This window comes from Streptomyces sp. NPDC097640 (genome assembly GCF_040302705.1).
Classification (GTDB): domain Bacteria; phylum Actinomycetota; class Actinomycetes; order Streptomycetales; family Streptomycetaceae; genus Streptomyces.
The window spans coordinates 207,532-230,467 of the sequence record NZ_JBEOSB010000017.1; the positions used below are offsets into that span (position 1 = coordinate 207,532).

22 protein-coding genes and 1 pseudogene are annotated in these 22,936 nt (G+C 72.0%); 16 read left to right on the forward strand and 7 right to left on the reverse strand.

Annotation, left to right across the window (positions count from 1 at the left end; genetic code table 11):
• The first annotated feature begins 45 nt into the window (after positions 1–45).
• Positions 46–366, forward strand: a complete 321-nt coding sequence (locus ABTY62_RS26645) for a hypothetical protein (RefSeq protein ID WP_352131943.1) — start codon at positions 46–48, stop codon at positions 364–366.
• On the opposite strand, the gene ABTY62_RS26650 is transcribed toward ABTY62_RS26645, so the two are convergent.
• Complete coding sequence (locus tag ABTY62_RS26650; RefSeq protein ID WP_352131944.1) at positions 274–1,467, reverse strand: threonine aldolase family protein; 1,194 nt, start codon at positions 1,465–1,467, stop codon at positions 274–276. The genes ABTY62_RS26645 and ABTY62_RS26650 overlap by 93 nt on opposite strands.
• A 148-nt stretch (positions 1,468–1,615) precedes the next feature.
• Between ABTY62_RS26650 and ABTY62_RS26655 the strand changes: the two genes are divergently transcribed.
• The 11 genes from ABTY62_RS26655 to ABTY62_RS26705 all read left to right on the forward strand — a co-directional run bounded on the left by ABTY62_RS26655 (position 1,616) and on the right by ABTY62_RS26705 (position 12,008).
• Positions 1,616–2,551 (forward strand): Rossmann-like and DUF2520 domain-containing protein, encoded by a 936-nt coding sequence (locus ABTY62_RS26655; protein ID WP_352131945.1) that lies wholly within the window; start codon positions 1,616–1,618, stop codon positions 2,549–2,551.
• Positions 2,548–3,564 (forward strand): pantoate--beta-alanine ligase, encoded by a 1,017-nt coding sequence (gene panC / locus ABTY62_RS26660; protein WP_352131946.1) that lies wholly within the window; start codon positions 2,548–2,550, stop codon positions 3,562–3,564. The genes ABTY62_RS26655 and panC overlap by 4 nt, the downstream gene beginning before the upstream one ends.
• Positions 3,564–5,354: an L-aspartate oxidase gene (locus ABTY62_RS26665; protein ID WP_352131947.1), complete on the forward strand. Its 1,791-nt coding sequence runs from the start codon at positions 3,564–3,566 to the stop codon at positions 5,352–5,354. Before panC ends, ABTY62_RS26665 begins: the two co-directional genes overlap by 1 nt.
• Positions 5,351–6,385, forward strand: coding sequence for a carboxylating nicotinate-nucleotide diphosphorylase (gene nadC, locus ABTY62_RS26670; RefSeq protein ID WP_352131948.1), 1,035 nt, complete (start codon positions 5,351–5,353; stop codon positions 6,383–6,385). The genes ABTY62_RS26665 and nadC overlap by 4 nt, the downstream gene beginning before the upstream one ends.
• A 2-nt stretch (positions 6,386–6,387) precedes the next feature.
• Positions 6,388–7,185, forward strand: a complete 798-nt coding sequence (locus tag ABTY62_RS26675; protein WP_311727167.1) for a type III pantothenate kinase — start codon at positions 6,388–6,390, stop codon at positions 7,183–7,185.
• Between the two features lie 159 nt (positions 7,186–7,344).
• Positions 7,345–9,000, forward strand: a complete 1,656-nt coding sequence (locus tag ABTY62_RS26680; protein WP_352131949.1) for a COG1361 family protein — start codon at positions 7,345–7,347, stop codon at positions 8,998–9,000.
• A 261-nt stretch (positions 9,001–9,261) separates the two neighbouring features.
• Entirely contained in the window at positions 9,262–10,173 is a 912-nt protein-coding gene (locus ABTY62_RS26685; RefSeq protein WP_352131950.1) for a hypothetical protein, read from the forward strand.
• Between the two features lie 56 nt (positions 10,174–10,229).
• Complete coding sequence (locus ABTY62_RS26690) at positions 10,230–10,406, forward strand: hypothetical protein (RefSeq protein ID WP_311727170.1); 177 nt, start codon at positions 10,230–10,232, stop codon at positions 10,404–10,406.
• Positions 10,407–10,521: 115 nt separating this feature from the next.
• Positions 10,522–10,917, forward strand: coding sequence for a BlaI/MecI/CopY family transcriptional regulator (locus ABTY62_RS26695; RefSeq protein ID WP_352131974.1), 396 nt, complete (start codon positions 10,522–10,524; stop codon positions 10,915–10,917).
• A gap of 21 nt (positions 10,918–10,938) precedes the next feature.
• A complete protein-coding gene (locus tag ABTY62_RS26700) occupies positions 10,939–11,460 on the forward strand; it encodes an amino-acid N-acetyltransferase (protein WP_352131951.1) in 522 nt (173 codons plus the stop codon).
• A 209-nt stretch (positions 11,461–11,669) separates the two neighbouring features.
• Positions 11,670–12,008, forward strand: coding sequence for a histone-like nucleoid-structuring protein Lsr2 (locus ABTY62_RS26705; RefSeq protein ID WP_311727174.1), 339 nt, complete (start codon positions 11,670–11,672; stop codon positions 12,006–12,008).
• Here ABTY62_RS26705 and ABTY62_RS26710 read toward each other — a convergent pair.
• Positions 11,947–12,579 (reverse strand): SCO3374 family protein, encoded by a 633-nt coding sequence (locus ABTY62_RS26710; RefSeq protein WP_352131952.1) that lies wholly within the window; start codon positions 12,577–12,579, stop codon positions 11,947–11,949. The genes ABTY62_RS26705 and ABTY62_RS26710 overlap by 62 nt on opposite strands.
• A 536-nt stretch (positions 12,580–13,115) precedes the next feature.
• Between ABTY62_RS26710 and ABTY62_RS26715 the strand changes: the two genes are divergently transcribed.
• Positions 13,116–15,641, forward strand: a complete 2,526-nt coding sequence (locus tag ABTY62_RS26715) for an ATP-dependent Clp protease ATP-binding subunit (RefSeq protein WP_311727176.1) — start codon at positions 13,116–13,118, stop codon at positions 15,639–15,641.
• A gap of 868 nt (positions 15,642–16,509) precedes the next feature.
• Here the strand turns inward: ABTY62_RS26715 and ABTY62_RS26720 are convergent.
• On the reverse strand, positions 16,510–16,857 hold the full coding sequence (locus ABTY62_RS26720) for a winged helix-turn-helix transcriptional regulator (RefSeq protein ID WP_311727177.1): 348 nt from the start codon (positions 16,855–16,857) through the stop codon (positions 16,510–16,512).
• A gap of 82 nt (positions 16,858–16,939) precedes the next feature.
• On the opposite strand from ABTY62_RS26720, the gene ABTY62_RS26725 reads away from it, so the two are divergent.
• The gene (locus ABTY62_RS26725) at positions 16,940–18,541 is read left to right on the forward strand and encodes an MFS transporter (RefSeq protein WP_352131953.1); all 1,602 of its coding nucleotides are present in this window, start codon (positions 16,940–16,942) and stop codon (positions 18,539–18,541) included.
• On the opposite strand, the gene ABTY62_RS26730 is transcribed toward ABTY62_RS26725, so the two are convergent.
• Together ABTY62_RS26730 and ABTY62_RS26735 are read right to left on the reverse strand one after the other, a co-directional pair.
• Positions 18,528–19,424 carry an arginase family protein gene (locus tag ABTY62_RS26730; RefSeq protein WP_352131954.1) on the reverse strand — a complete coding sequence of 299 codons (897 nt, stop codon included), beginning with the start codon at positions 19,422–19,424 and terminating at the stop codon, positions 18,528–18,530. The genes ABTY62_RS26725 and ABTY62_RS26730 overlap by 14 nt on opposite strands.
• A 67-nt stretch (positions 19,425–19,491) precedes the next feature.
• A pseudogene (locus ABTY62_RS26735) lies at positions 19,492–20,292 on the reverse strand (SDR family NAD(P)-dependent oxidoreductase); the annotation flags it as partial.
• Between the two features lie 87 nt (positions 20,293–20,379).
• Here ABTY62_RS26735 and ABTY62_RS26740 point away from each other — a divergent pair.
• Positions 20,380–21,231: a helix-turn-helix transcriptional regulator gene (locus ABTY62_RS26740; protein WP_352131975.1), complete on the forward strand. Its 852-nt coding sequence runs from the start codon at positions 20,380–20,382 to the stop codon at positions 21,229–21,231.
• Positions 21,232–21,365: 134 nt separating this feature from the next.
• Positions 21,366–21,746 carry a peptidase inhibitor family I36 protein gene (locus tag ABTY62_RS26745; RefSeq protein ID WP_352131955.1) on the forward strand — a complete coding sequence of 127 codons (381 nt, stop codon included), beginning with the start codon at positions 21,366–21,368 and terminating at the stop codon, positions 21,744–21,746.
• A 57-nt stretch (positions 21,747–21,803) separates the two neighbouring features.
• Here the strand turns inward: ABTY62_RS26745 and ABTY62_RS26750 are convergent, their stop codons facing one another.
• On the reverse strand, positions 21,804–21,998 hold the full coding sequence (locus ABTY62_RS26750) for a DUF397 domain-containing protein (protein WP_352131956.1): 195 nt from the start codon (positions 21,996–21,998) through the stop codon (positions 21,804–21,806).
• 11 nt (positions 21,999–22,009) lie between these two features.
• Positions 22,010–22,900 (reverse strand): helix-turn-helix domain-containing protein, encoded by an 891-nt coding sequence (locus ABTY62_RS26755; RefSeq protein WP_352131957.1) that lies wholly within the window; start codon positions 22,898–22,900, stop codon positions 22,010–22,012.
• Positions 22,901–22,936 lie beyond the last annotated feature (36 nt).

A 22,936-nucleotide genomic window follows, 5' to 3' on the forward strand; every position in this document is an offset into this window, starting at 1 on the left:
TCAATCGAGGTGACCGGCGGCCGGGGGCGGGCGCAGCCTCGTGCCATGACCCTCACCGAGCAGTACGCACTCGACCTGTACCGAGCCGCACAGCGCGGCGAACCCGCCCCGCCCGCGCCCCGCCCCGGCGACTGGCGCACCATCCGCGAGCTGAGCCGGCACCGCGACTTCCGCGCGGTGGCCGAGGAACGCCCGGCGCGCGGGGCGGCCCGGCTCGCCGCCCTCCTCTCCCGCCTCGCCCGCCGCCCGGCGCGGGGCGGGGCGGCAACCGCCTCAGCCGACCGCCCGGTCGCCCCCCGGCAGCCGCTCCAGGAAGGCGGCGACCGCGGCCGCGACGTCGTCCGCCGTCCACTTCAGTGCGGATGAGGCGACCGTCACCTCGGTCATGGCCAGCCCCGGCGGCCCCTGCTCCCACCACCGGCCGAACAGGGTCGTCCGCGTCTCCTCCGCCAGCCGCAGCCCCGCCTCGTCCAGGTCGGCCGCCGGATACGGCAGCCACACCTGGAACCGGTGGATGTGCGGCTGGTGCGGATGCACCCGGAACCACGCCACCCCGGCGGCCGTGAACGCCTCGTCCAGCGCCCGCGCCACGACCTTGGCGTGCGCCACGTACGACGGCAGCCGGGGCAGCTCGCGGTCCAGGCCGGCCAGCGCGGCCAGCGCCGCGGGCCACTGCTGGAACAGCTGCCCGCCGTACCGGTGCCGCCACGCCTTCGCCTCCTCCACCAGCGCCTCGGGCCCGGCCAGCGCGGCCCCCGAAATGCCGTCCAGCGACTTGTAGAAGGACACGTACACCGAGTCCGCGAGGGCGGCGATCTCCGACAGCTCACGCCCGAAGTGCGGGGCGCACTCCCAGAGCCTCGCCCCGTCGAAGTGGACCACCGCCTCCCGCTCCCGCGCGGCCTCCACCACGGCGGTCAGCTCGTCCCAGGTGGGCAGCGCGAACCCCGCGTCGCGCAGCGGAAGCTCCAGGGCGAGCGTCCCGAAGGGCTCGTCCAGCTCCCGGATCTCCTCGGCCGTGGGCAGCCGCGGCTCGCTCGTCGGCCGTACCGCGCGCAGCCCGCTCACCGTCAGATAGGCGTCGCGCTCATGCGTCTCCAGGTGCGAGAGCGGATGCACCGCCACGGCCGGATTGCCGGTGCGCCCCGCCCAGCAGCGCAGCGCGATCTGCTGGGCCATGGTGCCGGTGGGGAAGAAGGCGGCGGCCTCCATGCCGAGCAGATCGGCGACCCGGCGCTCCAGCTTCTCGACGACCCCGTCCCCGTAGAAGTCCAGCCAGTCGTCCAGGTCGTACACCTCGGCGGCGTCGGCCGTCAGCCGGGCCAGCCGCTCGCGTATTCGCTCACCGAGCGCGAGGCTGGTCAGCGCCCGTGTCGAGCCGTGCCATGCCGCGAGCCTGCGGGCCCGTGCCCCTTCCGGCCGCCCCGGTTGTTCCGGTTGCTCCTGCTGGTCCGCGCCGTCCGCCATGCGCCGAGCATGGCCTACCCGGGATCGGCCGGGCCACAGGGTTTTCCACAGCCCTGGGGACAGGTCCGGATCATCCCCTGGTACTCGCGTAGCATGGCGGGGAATCGTCCGGTACCCCCTGAGGACTGGAACGGAAGGCCGTCGTCGAGTGAACGCACATCCACTTCCCGAGCCGCAGGACCGCCCGGCCCGGCTCACCGTAGGGGTCGTCGGCGCCGGTCGCGTCGGCCCCGCCCTCGCCGCCTCGCTGCGGCTCGCCGGGCACCGCCCCGTCGCCGCTTCCGGCGTCTCCGACGCCTCGGTGCGCCGGGCCGCCGCCCTGCTCCCCGAGGTCCCGATCGTCCCGCCCGCCGAAGTGCTGGCGCGGTCCGAGCTGGTGCTGTTGACCGTCCCGGACGACGCGCTGCCCGACCTGGTCGCCGGCCTCGCCGAGACCGGCGCGGTGCGCCCCGGGCAGCTGCTCGTCCACACCTCCGGGCGGTACGGCACGGATGTGCTGGACCCCGCCCTGCGCGCCGGGGCGCTGCCGCTCGCGCTGCACCCCGTCATGACCTTCACCGGCACCCCTGTCGACGTCCAGCGGATCGCGGGCTGCTCCTTCGGGGTCACCGCGCCCGAGGAGCTGCGGATGGCGGCCGAGGCGCTGGTCATCGAGATGGGCGGCGAGCCCGAGTGGATCGCGGAGGACGCCCGGCCGCTCTACCACGCCGCCCTCGCCATCGGCGCCAACCACCTGGTCACCCTGGTCGCCCAGGCCATGGACCTGCTGCGCGCCGCCGGGGTCGGCACCCCCGACCGGATGCTCGGCCCCCTGCTGGGCGCCGCCCTGGACAACGCCCTGCGCAGCGGCGACGCCGCGCTGACCGGCCCGGTCGCGCGCGGTGACGCCGGGACCGTCGCCGCCCATGTCGCCGAGCTGCACCGGCACGCCCCCCAGGCCGTGCCCGGCTATCTCGCGATGGCCCGTGCGACCGCCGACCGGGCGCTCGCCCACGGGCTGCTCAAGCCCGAGCTCGCCGAGGACCTGCTGGGCGTCCTGTCGGACGTCTCCGACGTCCCCGGCAGGGGAGGGGCGGGAGCATGAGCCCGAAGCTGTGGCGCAAGGCCGGGCCCGGCGAGCCCGATGTGGAGCTGTTCACCAGCCGCGCCGACTTCGACGCCGCCCTGGCGCAGTTCGCCGCGCCGGGGCGCGTCGCCGTCGTCATGACCATGGGCGCGCTCCACGACGGCCACGCCTCCCTCATACGCGCGGCCCGCGCCCGGGTCGGCGCCAAGGGCCTGGTGACGGTCACCGTCTTCGTGAACCCCCTTCAGTTCGGTGCGGGCGAGGACCTGGAGCGCTATCCGCGCACACTCGACGCCGACCTCGAGGTCGCGGCCGCCGCGGGCGCGGACATCGTCTTCGCCCCGCCGGTCGGCGAGGTGTACGGGAGCGGCGAGCCCTCGGTGCGGATGGCCGCCGGGCCCATGGGGGAGGGGTACGAGGGCGCCTCGCGCCCCGGGCACTTCGACGGGGTGCTCACCGTCGTGGCCAAGCTGCTCCACCTCACCCGCCCCGACTTCGCGTTCTTCGGCGAGAAGGACGCCCAGCAGCTGGCCGTGATCCGCCGCATGGCGCTCGACCTGGACTTCCCCGTCGAGATCGTCGGCGCTCCGACGGTCAGGGAGGCCGACGGCCTCGCGCTCTCCAGCCGTAACCGCTACTTGTCGGCGCCGGAGCGGAGCACCGCCCTGACCCTGTCCCGCGCGCTGTTCGCGGGCCGGGACGCGGGCCGCGACGCGGGGCGGCAGGCGGCGCCGGAGCACAGCGGCCCCGGCGGCTCAGGGAACCCCGGCGGCTCCGAGAACCCCGGCAGCCCCGGCGGGCTCCCCCTCGTCGCCTCCCCTCAGGCGGTCCGGACGGCCGCGCGCGCGGCGCTCGACGAGGCGGCCGCCCTCGAACCACCCCTCGCCCTCGACTATCTGGCGCTCGTCGACCCCTCGGACTTCACCGAGGTCGCCGACGACCACACCGGCGAGGCCGTCCTCGCCGTCGCCGCCAAGGTCGGTACCACGCGCCTGATAGACAACGTCCGTCTGTGGTTCGGAGCCGCGTGATGACCGAAGAGAAGAAGCCGGCGCCCGCCGGCGCGGCGCTGCGCGCCCCGGCCCCCGGCTGGGCCATCGAGGCCGACGTCGTGGTCGTCGGCTCGGGCGTCGCCGGCCTGACCGTCGCGCTGCGCTGCGCCGCCGCCGGGGCGAAGGTCACGGTCGTCACCAAGGCCCGCCTCGACGACGGCTCCACGCGCTGGGCCCAGGGCGGCATAGCGGCCGCCCTCGGCGAGGGCGACACCCCCGAGCAGCACCTCGACGACACCCTGGTCGCCGGCGCCGGGCTCTGCGACGAGGAGGCCGTGCGCGCCCTGGTCACCGAGGGCCCCGGCGCCGTACGCCGACTGATCGGCACCGGCGCCCGGTTCGACGCCGACGACGACACCGGCGAGATCCTGCTGACCCGCGAGGGCGGCCACCACCGCCGCCGCATCGCACACGCCGGCGGCGACGCGACCGGCGCGGAGATCTCCCGGACGCTGGTCGAGGCGGTGCGCGCGGCCGGCATCGAGACCGTTGAGAACGCGCTGGTGCTCGACCTCCTCAAGGACGCGTCCGGCCGCGCGGCGGGCGTCACCCTGCACGTCATGGGCGCGGGCCGGCGGGACGGCGTCGGCGCGGTCCGCGCGGGCGCGGTGGTCCTCGCGACCGGCGGCATGGGCCAGGTGTTCTCCGCCACCACCAACCCCGCCGTCTCCACCGGCGACGGCGTGGCCCTCGCGCTGCGCGCCGGGGCGGAGGTCTCCGACCTGGAGTTCGTGCAGTTCCACCCCACCGTGCTGTGGCTCGGCCCGGAGGCGGAGGGGCAGCAGCCGCTGGTCTCGGAGGCGGTGCGGGGCGAGGGCGCGTATCTCGTCGACGCCGACGGCGTCCGCTTCATGCAGGGGCAGCACGAGCTGGCCGAGCTCGCGCCCCGCGACATCGTCGCCAAGGGCATCCTGCGGCGGATGCTCGAGCAGGGCGCCGAGCACATGTATCTGGACGCGCGCCACTTCGGCGAGCGGATGTGGGAGCACCGCTTCCCGACCATCCTCGCCGCCTGCCGCGCCCATGGCATCGACCCGGTCACCGAGCCCGTCCCGGTGGCGCCCGCCGCCCACTACGCGAGCGGCGGCGTACGCACCGACCTGCGCGGCCGCACCACCGTCCCCGGGCTCTACGCCTGCGGCGAGGTCGCCTGCACCGGGGTCCACGGCGCCAACCGGCTGGCCTCCAACTCCCTCCTGGAGGGCCTGGTCTTCGCGGAGCGCATCGCCGAGGACATCACCTCCGCCCCGGCCCCGCAGGCGCACCAGGCCCCCGCCCCGCGGGTGGCCCCCGGCGAGGGGCCGCTGCTGCCGCCCGAGGCCCGCTTCACCATCCAGCGGATCATGACCGAGGGGGCCGGAGTGATCCGGTCCGCCGAGAGCCTGGCCCAGGCCGCAGCCCGGCTGGAGCAGGTCCACGGCGAGGCCACCGAAGCGCTCGGCCGCGACGGCAAGACGGCCGAGCCCGGGGTCGACACCTGGGAGGCGACCAACCTCCTCCTCGTCGCCCGCGTCCTGGTGGCCGCCGCCCTCCGCCGCGAGGAGACCCGCGGCTGCCACTGGCGCGAGGACCGCCCCGACCGGGACGACCGGGCCTGGCACCGCCACCTCCTGGTCACCCTGCGCCCCGACGACACGCTGGACGTCCGTACGACGGACTCGGAGGCGTTCCCGGCGACGGGGGTGTCCCCGAAGACCGGGGAGTCCCCCGCGACCGGGGCGTTCCCCCCACTCACCACCCCCCGAACGGATACGGAGTCCCACCCGTGAGCAGCACCCCCGACGACCGCCCCCAGCCCGTGGAACTCCCGCTGCTTCAGATCGGCCTCCCCGGCGGGGGCCCCGGCTGCGGTGACGCCTGCGGCTGCGGCGCCGACGACGAGGCGTACGACCTCGACCCGATGGAGTGCGGCCTGGACCCCGACCTCGCCCAGCTCCTGGCCGACGCCGGGCTCGACCCCGTCAAGGTCGAGGACATCGCGCACCTGGCGATCGAGGAGGACCTCGACCACGGCGTGGATGTGACGACCGTGGCCACCATCCCCGAGGACGCCATGGCCACCGGCGACTTCACCGCCCGCGAGGCGGGCGTCGTCGCCGGGCTGCGCGTCGCCGAGGCGGTGCTGTCCATCGTCTGCACCGACGCGTTCGAGGTCGAGCGGCATGTCGAGGACGGCGACCCGGTCGCCGCCGGCCAGAAGCTGCTCACCGTCCGCACCCGCACCCGCGATCTGCTCACCGCCGAGCGCAGCGCGCTCAACCTGATGTGCCGGCTGTCCGGCATCGCCACCGCCACCCGCGCCTGGGCCGACGCCCTGGAGGGCACCAAGGCGAAGGTCCGCGACACCCGCAAGACCACCCCGGGGCTGCGCGTGCTGGAGAAGTACGCGGTGCGCTGCGGCGGTGGCGTCAACCACCGCATGTCGCTGTCGGACGCGGCCCTGGTCAAGGACAACCACGTGATCGCGGCGGGCGGGGTGGCCGAGGCGTTCAAGGCCGTGCGCGCCGAGTTCCCGGACGTGGCCGTGGAGGTGGAGGTCGACACCCTCGACCAGATCCCGCCGGTGCTCGACGCGGGCGCGGATCTGATCCTGCTCGACAACTTCACCCCGGAGCAGACCCGGCAGGCGGTCGAGCTGGTCGCGGGCCGCGCCGCCCTGGAGTCCTCGGGCCGCCTCACCCTCGCAGGCGCGCGGGAGTACGGCGAGACGGGCGTCGACTACCTCGCCGTCGGCGCGCTCACCCACTCCTCCCCGATCCTCGACATCGGCCTGGACCTGCGCGAGGCCGAGGCGAACTGACGATGCTGCTGACCATCGACGTGGGGAACACCCACACCGTGCTGGGCCTGTTCGACGGCGACGAGATCGTCGAGCACTGGCGGATCTCCACGGACGCCCGCCGCACCGCCGACGAGCTGGCCGTCATCCTCCAGGGCCTGATGGGCATGCACCCCCTCCTCGGCGAGGAGCTGGGCGACGGCATCGAGGGCATCTCCATCTGCTCCACCGTCCCCTCGGTGCTGCACGAGCTGCGCGAGGTGACCCGCCGCTACTACGGGGACGTGCCCTCCGTCCTGGTCGAGCCCGGGGTGAAGACCGGGGTGCCGATCCTGATGGACAACCCGAAGGAGGTCGGCGCCGACCGGATCATCAACGCCCTGGCGGCCGTCGAGCTCTACGAGGGCCCGTGCGTGGTCGTCGACTTCGGCACGGCGACGACCTTCGACGCGGTCAGCGCGCGCGGCGAGTACGTGGGCGGGGTGATCGCGCCCGGCATCGAGATCTCGGTCGAGGCGCTCGGGGTGCGCGGCGCGCAGCTGCGCAAGATCGAGCTGGCCCGGCCGCGCAGCGTCATCGGCAAGAACACCGTCGAGGCGATGCAGGCCGGCATTCTGTACGGGTTCGCGGGCCAGGTCGACGGCGTGGTCCGGCGGATGGCGCGCGAACTGGCCGACGACCCGGAGGATGTGACGGTCATCGCCACCGGGGGCCTGGCCCCCATGGTGCTGGGCGAGTCCTCGGTCATCGACGAGCACGAGCCGTGGCTGACCCTGATCGGCCTGCGCCTGGTGTACGAGCGCAACGTCGCGCGAGGCTGACCCGCCCCGGTCCCGTCTCACCCTCCCCACCCCTGCTCACAACTTTCCGTTCACCGGAGGGCAACCATCCGGTCGGCGGAACGGTCTTGCGGGCGAACGTAGTCGGGTCGTCGTGAGATGGGCATGGGACGCATGTGGCATAAGGGGAAAACGATTCATGTGGCGGCCGTCGGAGCGGTGATCGCGCTCGGGACGGCCGTCGGCGCGCCCTCCGCCTACGCGGAGGACGAGCCGACCCAGCCCTGGGCCAAAATCACCGCGCCCCGGCAGATCGCCCTGCCGTCGGCGGCCGCCGGCCAGGAGGCCGTCGCCCCGAGTGTGGGTTATTCGTTCGCTGACGGCGGGGCCGAATTCCCCCTGCCCGAGAACGCCAAGATGGTCATCGACGCCAGCGGCCTCGAAGGCGTCGCGACCATCAAGGCGAAAAACGAGCAGTGCACCGCCTCCGGCGCGGTCGTCACCTGCCTCGACAACGGCAACCTCCACGGCCCCTGGGAGCCGTTCACGCTCACCGCCGACTCCGACGCCGAGCCCGGCGCCTCCGGCACCATCAGCTACGAGGTGACGGCCGACGGCGCGACCGGGGACAAGGGCTCCTCCAAGGTCGTGGTCGGCTCGCCCCAACTGGTCGTGGGCAAACTGCCGGACCGCGACGGCCTCAGGACCGGCTCCACGGTGGACCTGCCCCTGACGGTGCGGAACACCGGGGATCTGCCCGCCGAGCGCGTCAACATCGAAATCGGCAGTGTCCCGGGCATCGAATTCACGACCAAGCCGAAGAACTGTAGTTTCGACTCCGAATGGGACGACTCCGCGCGCGTCTACTGCTCCATCGACACCGCGATCGAACCGGGTCAGTCCGCGAAGCTCGACACCCCGCTGACCGTCAAGGTGACCAAGGCCGCCCTGGCCCCCTGGATCGACTACGCGGTCGAGGCCGTCCCGGCGGGCAGCGAGGCGAACCCGAACGGCACCCCCGGCACCGGGTCCCCGATCGCCTTCACGGCCGCCTCGGGCGGTGATTTCGAGACCGGCGGCGAGAGCAGCGTCTCCCTCCGTACCGACAACCACGCCGACTTCCGCGCCGTGGGCGGCGCCATCACCCCTCAGGCCGACGGCACCACGGGCGGGCTGCGGTTCGGGCTGACCAACGGCGGCCCGGCGGCCGCGTACCGCAAGGACCGGCAGCCGCTTCTGTACGCCGACATCACGCTGCCCAAGGGCGTCACCGGGCTCACCAACCACATCGACGAGGAGCCGGATCAGGACACCACCGGCGAGTGCCTGACGTATGTGAGCGAGACCGAGACCAAGAAGTTCGAGCCGGGCCACAGCCGCTATCTGTGCCCCGAGGCCTCGACCGAGCTGCCCGGCGAGGGCCAGATGTACGGCCTCGGCGTGAAGATCGCCAAGGGCGCCGACAAGAACGCCACCGGCACCGTCAAGCTGGTCCCCGGCCCGGCGGGCTTCAGCACCAACGACCCGAATTCGGCCAACGACACCGCGAAGATCACCTTCAAGGGCGCGTCCGGCGGCTCGGACGAGTCCTCCTCCACGGGCGGTGACGGCACGGCCGGCTCGACCGACGGCGGCTCCGGTGACGGCTCGGCCTCCGGCTCCCAGAAGGGCGGGACGTCCGGCTCCGGCGACTCCGCCACGGGCGGCGGCTCCTCCGACGACGGTTCCAAGGGCGGCACGATGGCCCTGACCGGCGCGGGCGGCATCGGCCTGATGGCGGGCGGCGCCGCGGTGGCGCTCGCGCTGGGCGGCGCCGCGGTGGTGGTGACCCGCCGCCGCCGAGCGGCCCGCGTCTGACCCCGGCCCGCGCACCCCGGCTCACCCGCCCCGAGTCACCCACCCCGGCGCCCCCGGCCGTCGGCCCGCTCGCACACCGAGCGGCCGAGGCCGGGGGCGCCGGCGTTCACCGGGCCTTTCACACCCGCCCCGCACGTTCCGCGCCCACCGCGGCACCGCGCGCCTTCCGCGTCATCCGTCACATCATCCGTATGTTTCCGCAACGCGCCGCACCGCCCCGCGCTCAGCGAATTTTGTCCGCTTAGCACTTAAAGTCGGCCCATGCCCACGCCATATGGATCCCGCGGCGGAATGGCGTTCAGTGCGGATGAGCTGCGTGTGCTCCGACGCGCCCTCGCCATCGCCCTCCAACCCCATCCCGTCACCCTCTCCCCCGGCCATGGGGGCCCGGACCGGACGGAGGAGGTCCAGGACTGCCTCCGCCTCGCCGAGGCCGTGGACGAAGCGGTCCGCGAGGGCGGGCGGCTGCGAGCCTTTCTGCTCGACGAGCTCGCCCGCTACCGCGCCGCCCTCCCAGGCGCCGCCGTCGGCTACCTCGACCAGCTCGAGGGCGTCCTGGCGGCCGGCTACGAGCCGCTTCCCGAGGACCTGGCCGCGCTGCGCGCGCTGTGCCGGTCCGCGGCCGGGACCGGCGAGGCCGAGCGCCGTCGCGCCCTGCTGCGCCACTGCGAGCGGCTCGCCGAGCGAGGGGTGCGGGCCCGGCTCGCGGAGCGCGCGGCGGGGGCCCTGTGGCCCCGTGACGGCCGGTCCGCGGCGGTCCGTCTGAGGGTGCTGCCCGGCGGGGCCCCCGCGGGCGGCGTCCGGGCGGTGCAGAAGAGCGGCGAGCCCGCGCGGGAGCCGCGCAAGAAGCCGTCCGCCCCCGAGCGCGGGGCCCGCGAGGAACCCAAGCGGGGCGGCCCGGCCCAGGGCGAGCCCAAAAAAGAAGAGCCCGAAAAGGGCGAGCCCAAGCGGGAGGAGCCCAAGAAGGGCGAGCCCGGGCGCGCCGAGCCGACGCGTGGCGAACCGACGCGTGGCGAACCGACACGTGGCGAACCGAAGCGCGCCGAGCCGGGCCACAAGGCGCCGCGTCCGGGCCGGCCGGTGCCCACACCGGCGGAGGTCTTCCCGCCCAAGCGCCGCCGCCCGGCCGCGCCGCCCGACCGCGACTCCCGGCTCGGGCGGGTCCCGGCCTGAGGCCGGGCGGGCGCACCCCGTAATCTGGGGGCCTCGAGTCTGGAGGAGCGACAGCCATGGATTACGTCTCCGCGCTGGTCCCGCCCGTGGTGATGGCCGTGGCCTTCACCGCGCTGATCAGGACGATCGTGAAGAGCCAGGGCGGTGCCAACAAGGCCAAGGAGGACGCCGCGGTGGACGCGGCGCTCGCCCGCGCCGAGGCCGAGCAGCAGGCGCGGCCCAGCGCTTCCTGACCCGCCCGGAACCGATGGGGCCGTACGTCCCGGGATGACATCGTCCCGGGATGTGCGCCCCTTTTTTTGCGCGCATGATCCCGACATTCGCGACATCTCCCACTATTATTCACGTGTGCCTCGGCCATTGGGAGACCTTGAAGACGCGGTCATGACGCGGGTGTGGAAGTGGAACCGCCCGGTCACGGTCCGGGAAGTCCTGGAAGACCTTCAACAGGAACGCTCGATCGCCTACACGACGGTCATGACCGTAATGGACAACCTCCATCAGAAGGGCTGGCTGCGCCGCGAGGTGCAAGGGCGCGCCTATCGATATGCCGCGGTCTCCACGCGCGCCGCCTACTCGGCCGCACTGATGAACGAGGCATGGTCCGCCAGTGACAACCCGGCCGCCGCGCTCGTAGCGTTCTTCGGGATGATGTCCGAAGAGCAGCGAGATGCGCTGCGGGATGCGATGCGCGTCGTACAACTCGGAGAGCCCCGTGAGAGCCCCGGTGAGTCCGGGCGATGAGACCGGCGATAGCGTCCGAGCATGTCCTTGGCTCAATCTAAAGCAGTCACCGTCCGCCGTGCCCGGACCAGTGATGTGCCGGCCCTCCGTCGCCTCATCAACGTCTACGTGGCTGATCGCATCCTCCTCGACAAAGCGACGGTGACGCTTTACGAGGACATCCAGGAGTTCTGGGTGGCGGAGCGGGACGGCGACGCGGAGGTCATTGGCTGCGGCGCACTGCATGTCATGTGGGAAGACCTGGCGGAGGTTCGCACTCTCGCGGTGGATCCCGCCGTGAAGGGTGGTGGTGTAGGCCACCTGGTGCTCGACAAGCTGTTGCATACGGCGCGCTGGCTCGGCGTACGGCGCATTTTCTGCCTCACCTTCGAAGTCGACTTCTTCACCAAGCACGGCTTCGTGGAGATCGGCGAGACGCCGGTCGACGGTGATGTCTACAGTGAGCTGCTGCGTTCCTATGACGAGGGCGTCGCGGAGTTCCTGGGGCTCGAACGGGTGAAGCCGAACACCCTTGGCAACAGCCGGATGCTTCTGCAACTGTGATCGCGGGCCCTATGTCCGAATCGCTCCCCTATCGCATGGCTCCGGAACAGAGCGTTCCCCTGTGGTCCATCGACCGAACCTTCCCGGGGGGTTTGTGTTTTTCCGGGAAAAGCGGTTTCCTATTCTCCCGTAGTGTAATTACCTGGGGGTGGGGACATCAGCGCCTAACGCTGCGGCCCGAGCTCCCGGTTTCTGAAGAAAGGAACCTCATGGCACAGAAGGTTCAGGTCCTTCTTGTCGACGACATCGACGGCGGCGAGGCGGACGAGACTGTGACGTTCGCGCTGGACGGCAAGAGCTACGAGATCGACCTCACCACGGACAACGCGGACAAGCTCCGTGACGCCCTGGAGCCCTTCACCAAGGGCGGCCGTCGCACCGGTGGCCGCGCTGCCGCCACCCGCGGCAAGGCACGCCCGGCGGCGGCCGGTGCCGGCCAGGACACCGCGAAGATTCGCGCCTGGGCCAAGGAGAACGGCTACGAGGTCAACGACCGCGGGCGTGTCCCGGCGACTGTGCGCGAGGCATACGAGAAGGCCAACGCCTGATTGCGTCACCTTCTCCGGTCGGCCGGGCTCCCCGCTGTCCCGGCAGTGGCCGAGCGCGCAGCAACCGGGCACGGTGGCACTCCGTGGCCGCCGCACCCACGAGCCGTACGAGATCGGGGGCGTCCCCATCGCCCCCGAACCCTGCCACCGGCAGCATCGGCTCCACCCCGCCCCCCGGCTCGGGAGGTCGCAGCCACACGGCGGCCTCCTGCGGGCCCTGCTCTCCACGTGCCGTCCCCAGCGGCCGGGAGGAGGGGCACGGCGCGGTGATCCGGCCGCCTGCACCGATGGCGGTCAGATCGAGGGGGACATCGCCCCATTCCAGCCAGTCGAGCAGCCCCGGCAGCTCGTCTGCGCCGCCCGCGGCCACCCATAGCCGCATCCTGGGGCCCTCTACCGCGACCGGACCGGTCCGCGGTACGCGCCGCAGCAAGGCGAAACCGGCGTCGGCCGGCAGCTCCAGAACGTCGAAGCGCACCCCCGTGAGCAGTTCGACGGGATTGCTGCCGGTCGTCGGCCATTCCAGCTCGTTCTCGTACCACTGAGCGAGGCCCGGAGTCGTGAGGGGCATGCCCGGAGTAACTCCGTCCCTCTCCGAAAGTCACGTGCTCCGAAAATCACGTCCTTCGAGAGCCATGTGCTCCGAGAGGTCCTTCGAGAGCTCCGTGCCGCAGATCGCGCAATGTCGCGACGCGTACGCGCCCCGTATCCGCCAAGGGGCTTACAGGAGTGGTGAACGGGCGCAAGGTTGTTCGCCCGTAGCGGAGGGAACCGGCCCGCGCCGCATGGAGTGTCAGCCCATGCGGGTAAGAGATGCCTAGTGGGAGGGGCGGTCCCTGGGCCGGGAGGCGGTCGCGTTCGCCACGGGCGTAGTGGCGGCGGGCGTAGATGCCTGGCCTGCGGGAACATCGTCTCGCACCATCGGGTTGGAGCTGTTGTCGGCTGTTCGGGGAAAGGGAGCGTGTGCTGCCTTCCTCGCGAGAGCGGGGTGATCCGGATGGGCGTCGGCAGTTGGAATGAGCGGTCCCCGCTTGCGGGACTAAGCTGCGGAAGGACAGAGAGGGGAGCGCCCCCTTACTGCCTGACCGCTCTGAGGAGCGATTAACGATGTTCGAGAGGTTCACCGACCGCGCGCGGCGGGTTGTCGTCCTGGCTCAGGAAGAAGCCCGGATGCTCAACCACAACTACATCGGCACCGAGCACATCCTCCTGGGCCTGATCCACGAGGGTGAGGGTGTCGCCGCTAAGGCCCTGGAGAGCCTCGGGATTTCGCTCGAGGCGGTCCGCCAGCAGGTGGAGGAGATCATCGGCCAGGGCCAGCAGGCCCCGTCCGGGCACATCCCCTTCACCCCCCGTGCCAAGAAGGTCCTGGAGCTGTCGCTCCGCGAGGCCCTCCAGCTCGGCCACAACTACATCGGCACGGAGCACATCCTGCTCGGCCTGATCCGCGAGGGCGAGGGCGTCGCCGCCCAGGTCCTGGTGAAGCTGGGCGCCGACCTGAACCGGGTCCGGCAGCAGGTCATCCAGCTGCTCTCCGGGTACTCGGGCAAGGAGGCCGCCACGGCCGGCGGCCCGGCGGAGGGCACCCCCTCCACCTCCCTCGTCCTGGACCAGTTCGGCCGCAACCTCACCCAGGCCGCCCGCGAATCCAAGCTCGACCCGGTCATCGGGCGCGAGAAGGAGATCGAGCGGGTCATGCAGGTGCTCTCGCGCCGCACCAAGAACAACCCGGTCCTCATCGGCGAGCCCGGCGTCGGCAAGACGGCGGTCGTCGAGGGCCTGGCGCAGGCCATCGTCAAGGGCGAGGTGCCCGAGACCCTCAAGGACAAGCACCTCTACACCCTGGACCTGGGCGCCCTGGTCGCCGGCTCCCGCTACCGCGGTGACTTCGAGGAGCGCCTGAAGAAGGTCCTCAAGGAGATCCGCACCCGCGGCGACATCATCCTGTTCATCGACGAGCTCCACACCCTGGTGGGTGCGGGCGCCGCCGAGGGCGCGATCGACGCGGCGAGCATCCTCAAGCCCATGCTGGCGCGAGGCGAGCTCCAGACCATCGGCGCGACCACGCTCGACGAGTACCGCAAGTACCTGGAGAAGGACGCGGCCCTGGAGCGCCGCTTCCAGCCCATCCAGGTCGCCGAGCCCTCGCTGCCGCACACCATCGAGATCCTCAAGGGCCTGCGGGACCGCTACGAGGCGCACCACCGCGTCTCCATCACGGACTCCGCCCTGGTCGCGGCCGCCACCCTGGCCGACCGCTACATCTCGGACCGCTTCCTCCCGGACAAGGCGATCGACCTGATCGACGAGGCCGGCTCCCGGATGCGCATCCGCCGCATGACCGCACCGCCGGACCTGCGCGAATTCGACGAGAAGATCGCCGATGTGCGCCGGGAGAAGGAGTCCGCGATCGACTCGCAGGACTTCGAGATGGCCGCGGGCCTGCGCGACAAGGAGAAGCAGCTCCTGGCCGCCAAGGCGAAGCGCGAGAAGGAGTGGAAGGCCGGCGACATGGACGTCGTCGCCGAGGTGGACGAGGAGCTGATCGCCGAGGTCCTGGCCACGGCCACGGGCATCCCGGTCTTCAAGCTCACCGAGGAGGAGTCCTCCCGGCTGCTGCGCATGGAGGACGAGCTGCACAAGCGCGTCATCGGCCAGAAGGACGCCATCAAGGCGCTCTCGCAGGCCATCCGGCGCACGCGTGCGGGTCTGAAGGACCCGAAGCGCCCCGGTGGATCGTTCATCTTCGCGGGCCCGTCCGGTGTCGGTAAGACCGAGCTCAGCAAGACCCTCGCCGAATTCCTGTTCGGCGACGAGGACGCGATGATCTCGCTCGACATGTCGGAGTTCAGCGAGAAGCACACCGTCTCGCGGCTCTTCGGCTCCCCGCCCGGATACGTGGGCTACGAGGAGGGCGGCCAGCTCACCGAGAAGGTGCGCCGCAAGCCGTTCTCCGTGGTCCTCTTCGACGAGGTCGAGAAGGCCCACCCGGACATCTTCAACTCGCTGCTCCAGATCCTGGAGGACGGTCGCCTGACCGACTCCCAGGGCCGGGTCGTGGACTTCAAGAACACGGTCATCATCATGACCACCAACCTCGGCACCCGGGACATCTCCAAGGGCTTCAACCTGGGCTTCGCCGCCCAGGGCGATGTGAAGACCGGCTACGAGCGGATGAAGGCGAAGGTCAACGAGGAGCTCAAGCAGCACTTCCGGCCCGAGTTCCTCAACCGCGTCGACGACACGGTCGTCTTCCACCAGCTCAGCGAGGAAGACATCATCCAGATCGTCGACCTCATGATCGACAAGGTGGACGAGCGGCTCAAGGACCGCGACATGGGCATCGAGCTCAGTGGCGACTCCAAGAAGCTGCTGGCCAAGAAGGGCTACGACCCCGTGCTGGGCGCCCGGCCGCTGCGTCGGACCATCCAGCGCGAGATCGAGGACGTGCTGTCGGAGAAGATCCTCTTCGGCGAGCTGCGCCCCGGTCACATCGTGGTCGTGGACACCGAGGGCGAGGGTGAGGAGAAGAAGTTCACCTTCCGCGGCGAGGAGAAGTCGGCCCTGCCCGACACCCCGCCGATCGAGTCCGCGGCAGGCGGCGCGGGCCCGAACCTCAGCAAGGAGGCGTGACCTCCCGCCCAGAGCGCACAGGGGCTGCCCCGGACCGTGAGAACGGCCCGGGGCAGCCCCTTTGGGTGGGGTTGGGCCCCGAGACCGTCAGCGGGCCGTCAGCGGGCCGTCAGGGCCCTCCTGGGAGCGCCGGCTGGGGGACCTGGCTGGGGCATCGGCTGGGGCGCCGATCAGGAGCGTACGGCCCCTGGTTCAGGACGGCTGCCGGATAGGGCAGCATTCCCGGCCCGATAGGACCGATCCGGCCGAGTGCCCGGGCCCCTTCCGAGATGGCCCGACGGACCGGATCCCGGGTAAAGCGGCGCCCCGGGGGCGCGTACCTCCGGAGTTTCCGATGGCGTGCGGGTACCGGGCGGGCGCCTTTCCGGGCGGCGAGCAGGACCTTCACGATGTACGCGCATTCATCGCGCCGGGCCGGCCGCCGGCATTCCGATCACCCCTCCCCGGCCGTCTCTTCCCGGCCGCCCTGGCGGATGTGTTCGATCAGGAAGTCGAAAATCGTGCCGCTCGGCGACCGGTCTCGCACTCGGATAGGCCCGGAGGGTCCGGCGGAAGGCCCGGCGGAAGGCCCGGCGGAAGGTCCGGCGGAAGGTCCGGCGCACGAAATCGATCGCTCCCCGCGCGGGCTCGCGCAATAGTCCGGCGCGGGGCCGGCGGGCATCCCACGAGATCGATTCCGTCCGGCGACGGCATGGAGCGCTCGCGGCCGTGGCCGATCCAGAAGCGTGGAAAGGGCGGAGCGCCGCGGATCACATTGCGGCCGCGCTGATTCAATTGCGGCTCCGTTGCGGCTCCGTCGCGTGACCGCGCCGCTACCAGATGGATATCAACGGCGTTTGGACGGCGGGTTGTTGCGCGACCGGCTCATTCAGGCTTGTTCGCCGCGCGGCCGTGCGTCCCGATACCAGCGCCCCCACGCGTCGAGCAGATCCGTGATGCGCTCCAGGCTGCGGCCCGTTTCGGTGAGCGCGTATTCGACCTTCGGCGGCACCTCCGGATAGACCGTTCGCACGATGAGCCCGTCCGCTTCCAGCTCGCGCAGTTGCCGGGTCAGCATCCGCTGGGTGACGCCGGGCAGGGCGCGCCGGAGTTCCCCGAACCGGTGGGTGCCGGTGAGGAGCTGCTTGACGATCGCCAGTTTCCACCGGCCGCCGAGGATTTCCATCGCGATCTCGACCGCGCACTGATCTTGGGTGTCATCCACGCTGCCGCGCATCCAGCAAAGGTATCCAGAGTGGTACTACGGCACAAAAAAGACCGTACTTGTGGGCCGGGAACCGCCCGATGACAGTGCCGACATGAGCCTTCGCACGCCCCGCCCCGCCCGGACCCCCGGCAAGCCCCCCAACGGCCCCTCCGCCGAGGCCCCGGCGTCGCCGCGGCGGTGGGCCGTGCTGGCGGTCCTGAGCGCGAGCCTGCTGCTGGCCGGGATCGATCTGACCGTCATGCACGCGGCGACCCCGAGCCTGACCCGGGAGCTGCACCCCAGCGGCGTGGGGCTGCTGTGGATCGTGGACGTCTACTCCCTCACCGTCGCCGCGCTGCTGGTGACCTGCGGGACGCTGGGCGACCGCATCGGCCGCAGACGACTGGTGCTGGCCGGCTTCGCGCTGTTCGGCCTCGCCTCGGCAGGCGCCGCGTTCGCCCAGACCACCGGGCAGCTGATCCTCGCCCGGGCGCTGCTCGGCGCGGGCACCGCCATGATCATGGCCTCGACCGTCGCGATCATTCGCGTCGTCTTCCCCGACGCGCGCGAGCGCGCCCTGGCCCTCGGCGTCTGGACCGCCGCCCACAGCGCGGGCGCGGCGATCGGCCCGCTGGTGGGCGGGGCCCTGCTCGGGCGGTGGTGGTGGGGCTCGGTCTTCCTGGTCAATGTGCCGGTCATCGTGGTGATGCTGGTCGCCGGGGCCCGGCTGATCCCCGAATCGCGCAACCCCGCGCCCCGCTCCTGGGACCTGGCGGGCGTCGTGCTCTCCGCGGCGGGGCTGGCGGGCGTCGTCTACGCCCTCAAGCAGACCGGGGCGGAGCTGCGCCCCGAGCCGGGACCCGCCCTCGCGGGCGCGGCGGGCCTGGCGCTGCTGTTCCTCTTCGTACGGCGGCAGCGCCGGCCGGCGCAGCCGCTGCTGGACTTCTCGCTGTTCGCCGACCGCCGCTTCACCGCGGCCACGGTGTGCGTCGTGGGCTGCTTCGGCGGCTATACGGCTCTGCTCTTCTTCCTCACCCAGTGGTTCCAGCTCGTGGGCGGCGCGTCCCCGCTCCGCGCCGGGCTCCCGCTGCTGCCCCTGGCCGTGGCCAACGCGGTGGGCGCCGTCGCCGCCCCGTCAGTGGCGCGCCGCTGGGGCAACCGCCGGGCCCTGACCGGGGCGCTCGCGCTCTTCTCCGGCGCGCTGCTCCTCCTGTACGCGGGCGGCGGCCCCGCGCACCACGGGGTGACGTTTGCCGCCCTGCTCGCCTCGGGCCTCGGCGCGGGAGTCGTGATGACCCTCGGCGCGGACTCCATCATGTCCTCGGCGGACCCGGATCGCGCCGGAGAAGCGGCCGCGATCCAGGAAACTTCCTTCGAACTCGGCGCGGGCCTCGGCGTCGCCGCCCTCGGCACCGTCCTGGCCGCCACCTACCGCACGGCGCTGCCCTCCTCCGTCCCCGGCGTGCCGCCCGCCGAACACGCCGCCGCGCGCGAGTCCATCGGCGCGGCCGACACCGCCGCCGACCACCTCGCCCCGGCCGCCGCCGACCTGCTGCGCGCGGCGGCCCGCGACGCGTACGACCGGGGCTTCACGGTGGTCACCCTCGTGGCGGCGGCCACCCTGGCCCTGACGGCCCTGCTGACAGCGCTGCTACTACGGCCGGGCAAGGCCCACGGCCGTGGCAAGGCCCGTGACCGGCTCAGGGCGAGGTGAACGCCGTGTGGAGAAGGTCGGCCAGGAGAACGGCGCAGGAGCCGTCGGGGTCGAGATCGGGGTCGTAGATGGTGACGTTGAGGCCGACGCAGCGCTCCGACCGCACCAAGGTGCGCAGTACGGCGGCGAGTTCGTCGGGCAGCAGCCCGTCGGGGTCGGGGCTGTCGACGGCGGGCATGACGGAGGGGTCCAGCACATCCGCGTCCAGATGCACCCAGAACCCCTCGGTCACGGGCGCTTCGAGGGAGCGCAGAACCTCGCGCGCCAGATCCTCCGGGCCCGATTCCCTGATCTCCCCGACCGACGCGTTCATGATCTTCAGCTCGGAGAGCTCGCCCCGGTCCTCGTCGTAGTCGCGGATGCCGAGGATCCGTATGTCCTCGTCCTTGAGATACGGCCGCAGCCCTTCCAGGTCCGTCAGGTCCGCCTGCCCGCGGCCGGTCGCCAGCGCCAGCTCCTCGCCGCCCGCGGCGCCGACCCGCTCGGAGTTCCCGGGGTGCCGGAAGTCCGCGGAGGCGTCGATGGCGGCGAGCCCGTACCGCCCGATGCGCCGCAGCGCGAGCGAGGCGCCGAGCTGGATGGAACAGTCCCCGCCCAGGACCACGGGGAAGTTCCCGGCCCGGACGTGGTGCTCGATGCGGTCGGCGAGCTTGCGGGTGTACGCGGCGATGGCCCCGGCGTTGAACACGCCGTCGCCCTCCCGCCACCCGCCCCGGTCGTAGCGGGGCGGCACGACCACCCCGCCCTCGTGCGCCCCGAGCCGCTGCGGCAGCCGCTGCTCGCGGAGCGCGCCCGCGAGCTTGTAGCACCCGGGCACGGTGCCTTCGGCGGGCGGCCTGAGGCCGAGGTTGGACGGGGCATCGATCACAACGAGACGGCGCATGCGGCCAGTCTGGGCGTACGGATGTTCTATTGCCAAGCCCTTCGGCGGCGGCGATGGTGGCGGGCTGGGCCAGCGCACCGCCGTCGACCGGCAGGACCGCGCCAGTCACGTAGGAGGCGCGGTCGCTGAGCAGCCAGGTGGCGGCCTCGGCGATTTCGGCCGGGTCGGCGGCGCGGCGCAGCGGGGTCCGGGAGTTGAGCTGCGCGATGACGCCGGGGGACGCCGCCTCCCAGTCGTGGAGCATCTCGGTGAGCGTGGTGCCGGGGGCGATGGCATTGACGCGGATGCCTTCCGGGCCGTACGTGACGGCGGCCGACTCGGTGAGGCTGTTGACCGCCCGCTTCATCGCGCCGTACGCGGGCAGTTGGGGGTTGCCCCTCAGACTGCCGATGCTGGAGGTGTTGACGATGGCGCCCGTCCCGGCGGTGGCCCGGATGGCCGCGACCTCGGCGGCCATGGCCAGCCAGACGCCCTTGAGGTTTACGGCGTAGATGTGGTCGAAGTCGGCCTCGCCGACCTGGTCGAGCGGGCCCGGCGGCACGGCCGTCGCGCCGTTGTTGAAGGCGGCGTCGAGGCGGCCGTACAGCTCCACGGCCCGCTCGACGGCGGCCCGGACACTGGTCGCGTCGGCCAGGTCGCACACCACGTGGTCCGCGGTACCTCCTGCCGCCCGTATCTCCTCGGTCACGGCCTTGAGCTGGGCCTCCGTACGGGAGGCGAGCAGCACTCGGGCGCCCTCGCGGGCGAACAGCCGCGCCGCGGCGGCGCCGATGCCGCGCCCGGCGCCGGTGACGAGGACGGCCTTGCCGGACAGCAGGCCCAGGGGTGTGGCGGGGGCGGGGACGTGGGTGTTCGGTGTGTTGTCCATGGCTTCGAGCCTGTGCCCGGGGTCGACGCCCAGCCAGGCACCGACGGTACCTGGCTGCGGCCGTGGCGCCCGCGCACACTGGGGGGCGTGGACAGACGGGAACTGGCGGGCTTCCTGCGCAGCAGGCGCGAGCGGATCACCCCTGCCGACGTGGGGCTGCCCGCCGGGCCCCGGCGCCGCACCCCGGGGCTGCGCCGCGAGGAGGTGGCGCAGCTGGCGTTCATCTCCACCGAGTACTACACGCGGCTGGAGCAGGCCCGCGCCCCGCGCCCGTCCCGCGAGGTGCTGGCCGGATTGGCCCGCGCCCTGCGCCTCACGGACGCCGAGCGCGACCACCTCCACTACCTGGCCGGTGCTCCCCCGGGCCCGCCGCCCGGACCCTCGCGCGAGGTGCGGCAGTCCATCGTCGACCTGCTGGACCGGTTGCCGCAGGCCGCGGCGATCGTGATGTCCGCGACGTACGAGGTCATCGCCTGGAACGCGCTGGCCGCCGCCCTCATGGAGGACTTCTCCGCCCTGCCGCGGCGCGACCGCAACCTCGTGCGCCGCGTCTTCCTCGGGCCGCACCGGGAGGGGCGGCGGCTGTACGGGGTGTCCGACGCGGACGCGTTCGCCCGCAACTCCGCCCAGCGGCTGCGCGCCACCGCCGCCCGCTACCCGGGCGACCCCGAGGTGACCGAGCTGGTGGCCGAACTCCTCGCCGGAAGCGAGGAATTCGCCCGGATGTGGGCGTCCCACGACGTGTGCGCGGAGCCCACGCTGTGCAAGACCTTCCACCACCCGCTGGTCGGCTCGGTCAGCGTCAACTGCGACGTCCTCGACATCACCGACCGGGACCAGCAGGTCGTCATCTACACCCCCGCCCTCGGCTCGCCCTCCGAGGAGGCGCTGCGGCTGCTGTCGGTCATCGGCACGCAGCGCATGGACGTGGCCCGCTGACCCTCCGGCAATACTCCACCGGGACTCCGGCAGAGCACCTGGGCCGCGCGAGCACACTGCGGTGAGTCATGTGCTCCGCGCCGGGTGCTCGGTGTGCCCGGCCGCGGCACCCGCGTATGGAAGGAGCCCTTGTCATGCTTCGTGCTCGCTCATTCGCCATCGCCTCGGCCGCCGTGCTCGCGGCCCTCGGCGCCACGCCCTCCGCGACCGCGGCCCCCACGGCGCCCGCCCGCCCGGCGGCCTACAACTGCTCCGCCGGGTACTTCTGCATCTACAGCGGCTGGGACGGCGGCGGCACCCGATGCCAGTGGTCGCAGTCCAGCAAGGCGAACACCGCCGACGACTGTTCCTTCATCCGTAACGGCCAGAACGTCCGCTCGGTATGGAACGGCACGGGGCAGCGGAAGCAGTACTACACCCAGACCAACTACCACTCGCGCGTAGGGTCCACGTCGGCCGGCACGGGCGGCAACCTTCAGGGCGGCTACCAGATCCGGTCCTTCAAGCCGCAGTAACGCGGACGGTTGGCTTTCCTGAGCGGGAGGGGGCGCGGCAGCCGTGCCCCCTCCCGCTCAGTTGTATGTCCGGTCGAGCCCGCCCGCCTTCACGGCCCGTATGAAGGAGCGGAGGGTGGCGGGGGTGGTACGGAGTACGGTGTCGGGCTCGTCGCTCTCCCGCATGTGTATGCCGTGGTCTACGGCGGCGAGCTCCACGCAGTTGGCCCCGGAGGTGCTGAAGGAAGACTTGCGCCAGTTGTGTATGGGCATGATCGCGATTCCTAATAGTGGCTGTAGAGGACGTATTGGATCAGTCCCAGTGAATCCCGGCCCTCGTGGTTGAGGGACGTGACCTCGGCGTTCACCGGAGGAAGAGCGATCGAGCAGAGCTGGTCGAACTGTTTCTGGTACTGGGCGATTGAATCTGGGGTATGCAGAAACATGGACTGGTCCGCATGATCCATCTGCACGGTCTCAAGCGCTCCCCTGTGTGAGGCGAGGAGACAGAACGGGGTGTTCACGGCGGACACCCCCTCTGCTGTGAAGGGTAGGACCTGGATCCTCACGTGCGGTAGCTCAGCCAGCTCTACGAGGCGCAGGAGCTGCTTGCGAGCTACTGCTGCGCCGCCGAATCGCATGTGTAGTGCAGCCTCGTGAATCACGGCGTGGACCTCCGGCGGCTCATCGCTCGTGAGGATCTTTTGGCGCCTCAGCCTGAAGTTGACCGCTTCGTCGATGCCTTCCGGAGTGGTGACAGTGTCGTTGGCTCGGAAGATGGCGCGTGTGTAGTCCTCGAGTTGGAGGATGCCCGGGATGAACAGTGACTCGTAAGAACGGATGCTGCTGGCCCGGGATTCGAGTTCGGCCAAGTCCAACGCGGCTGACGAGAGGCCGCCCCTGTAGTCGCTCCACCAGCCCTTGCCCTTGTCCTCCGAGAGACTGACAAGGGCGTCGGCGTAGGGCTCATCTCTGACCCCGCAGACCCGCATCAAGGCGCGTAGCCGATCGAGCGCGATTGCGGTGCGGGCGGCCTCTGCATGGCTCAGATGTGTGGCGCCCATGCCGACCCGTGAACTTGCCTCGTTGATGGACAAGCCAGCCTGCTCGCGCAACTTTCGGAGTTCTGAACCGAGTCGGCGTTGCCGCTCGGTGATGACGGTTCGAAGTGCCAAGGCAGAGGCCTCCTGGAGGTTCCGCCCACAGTCTGC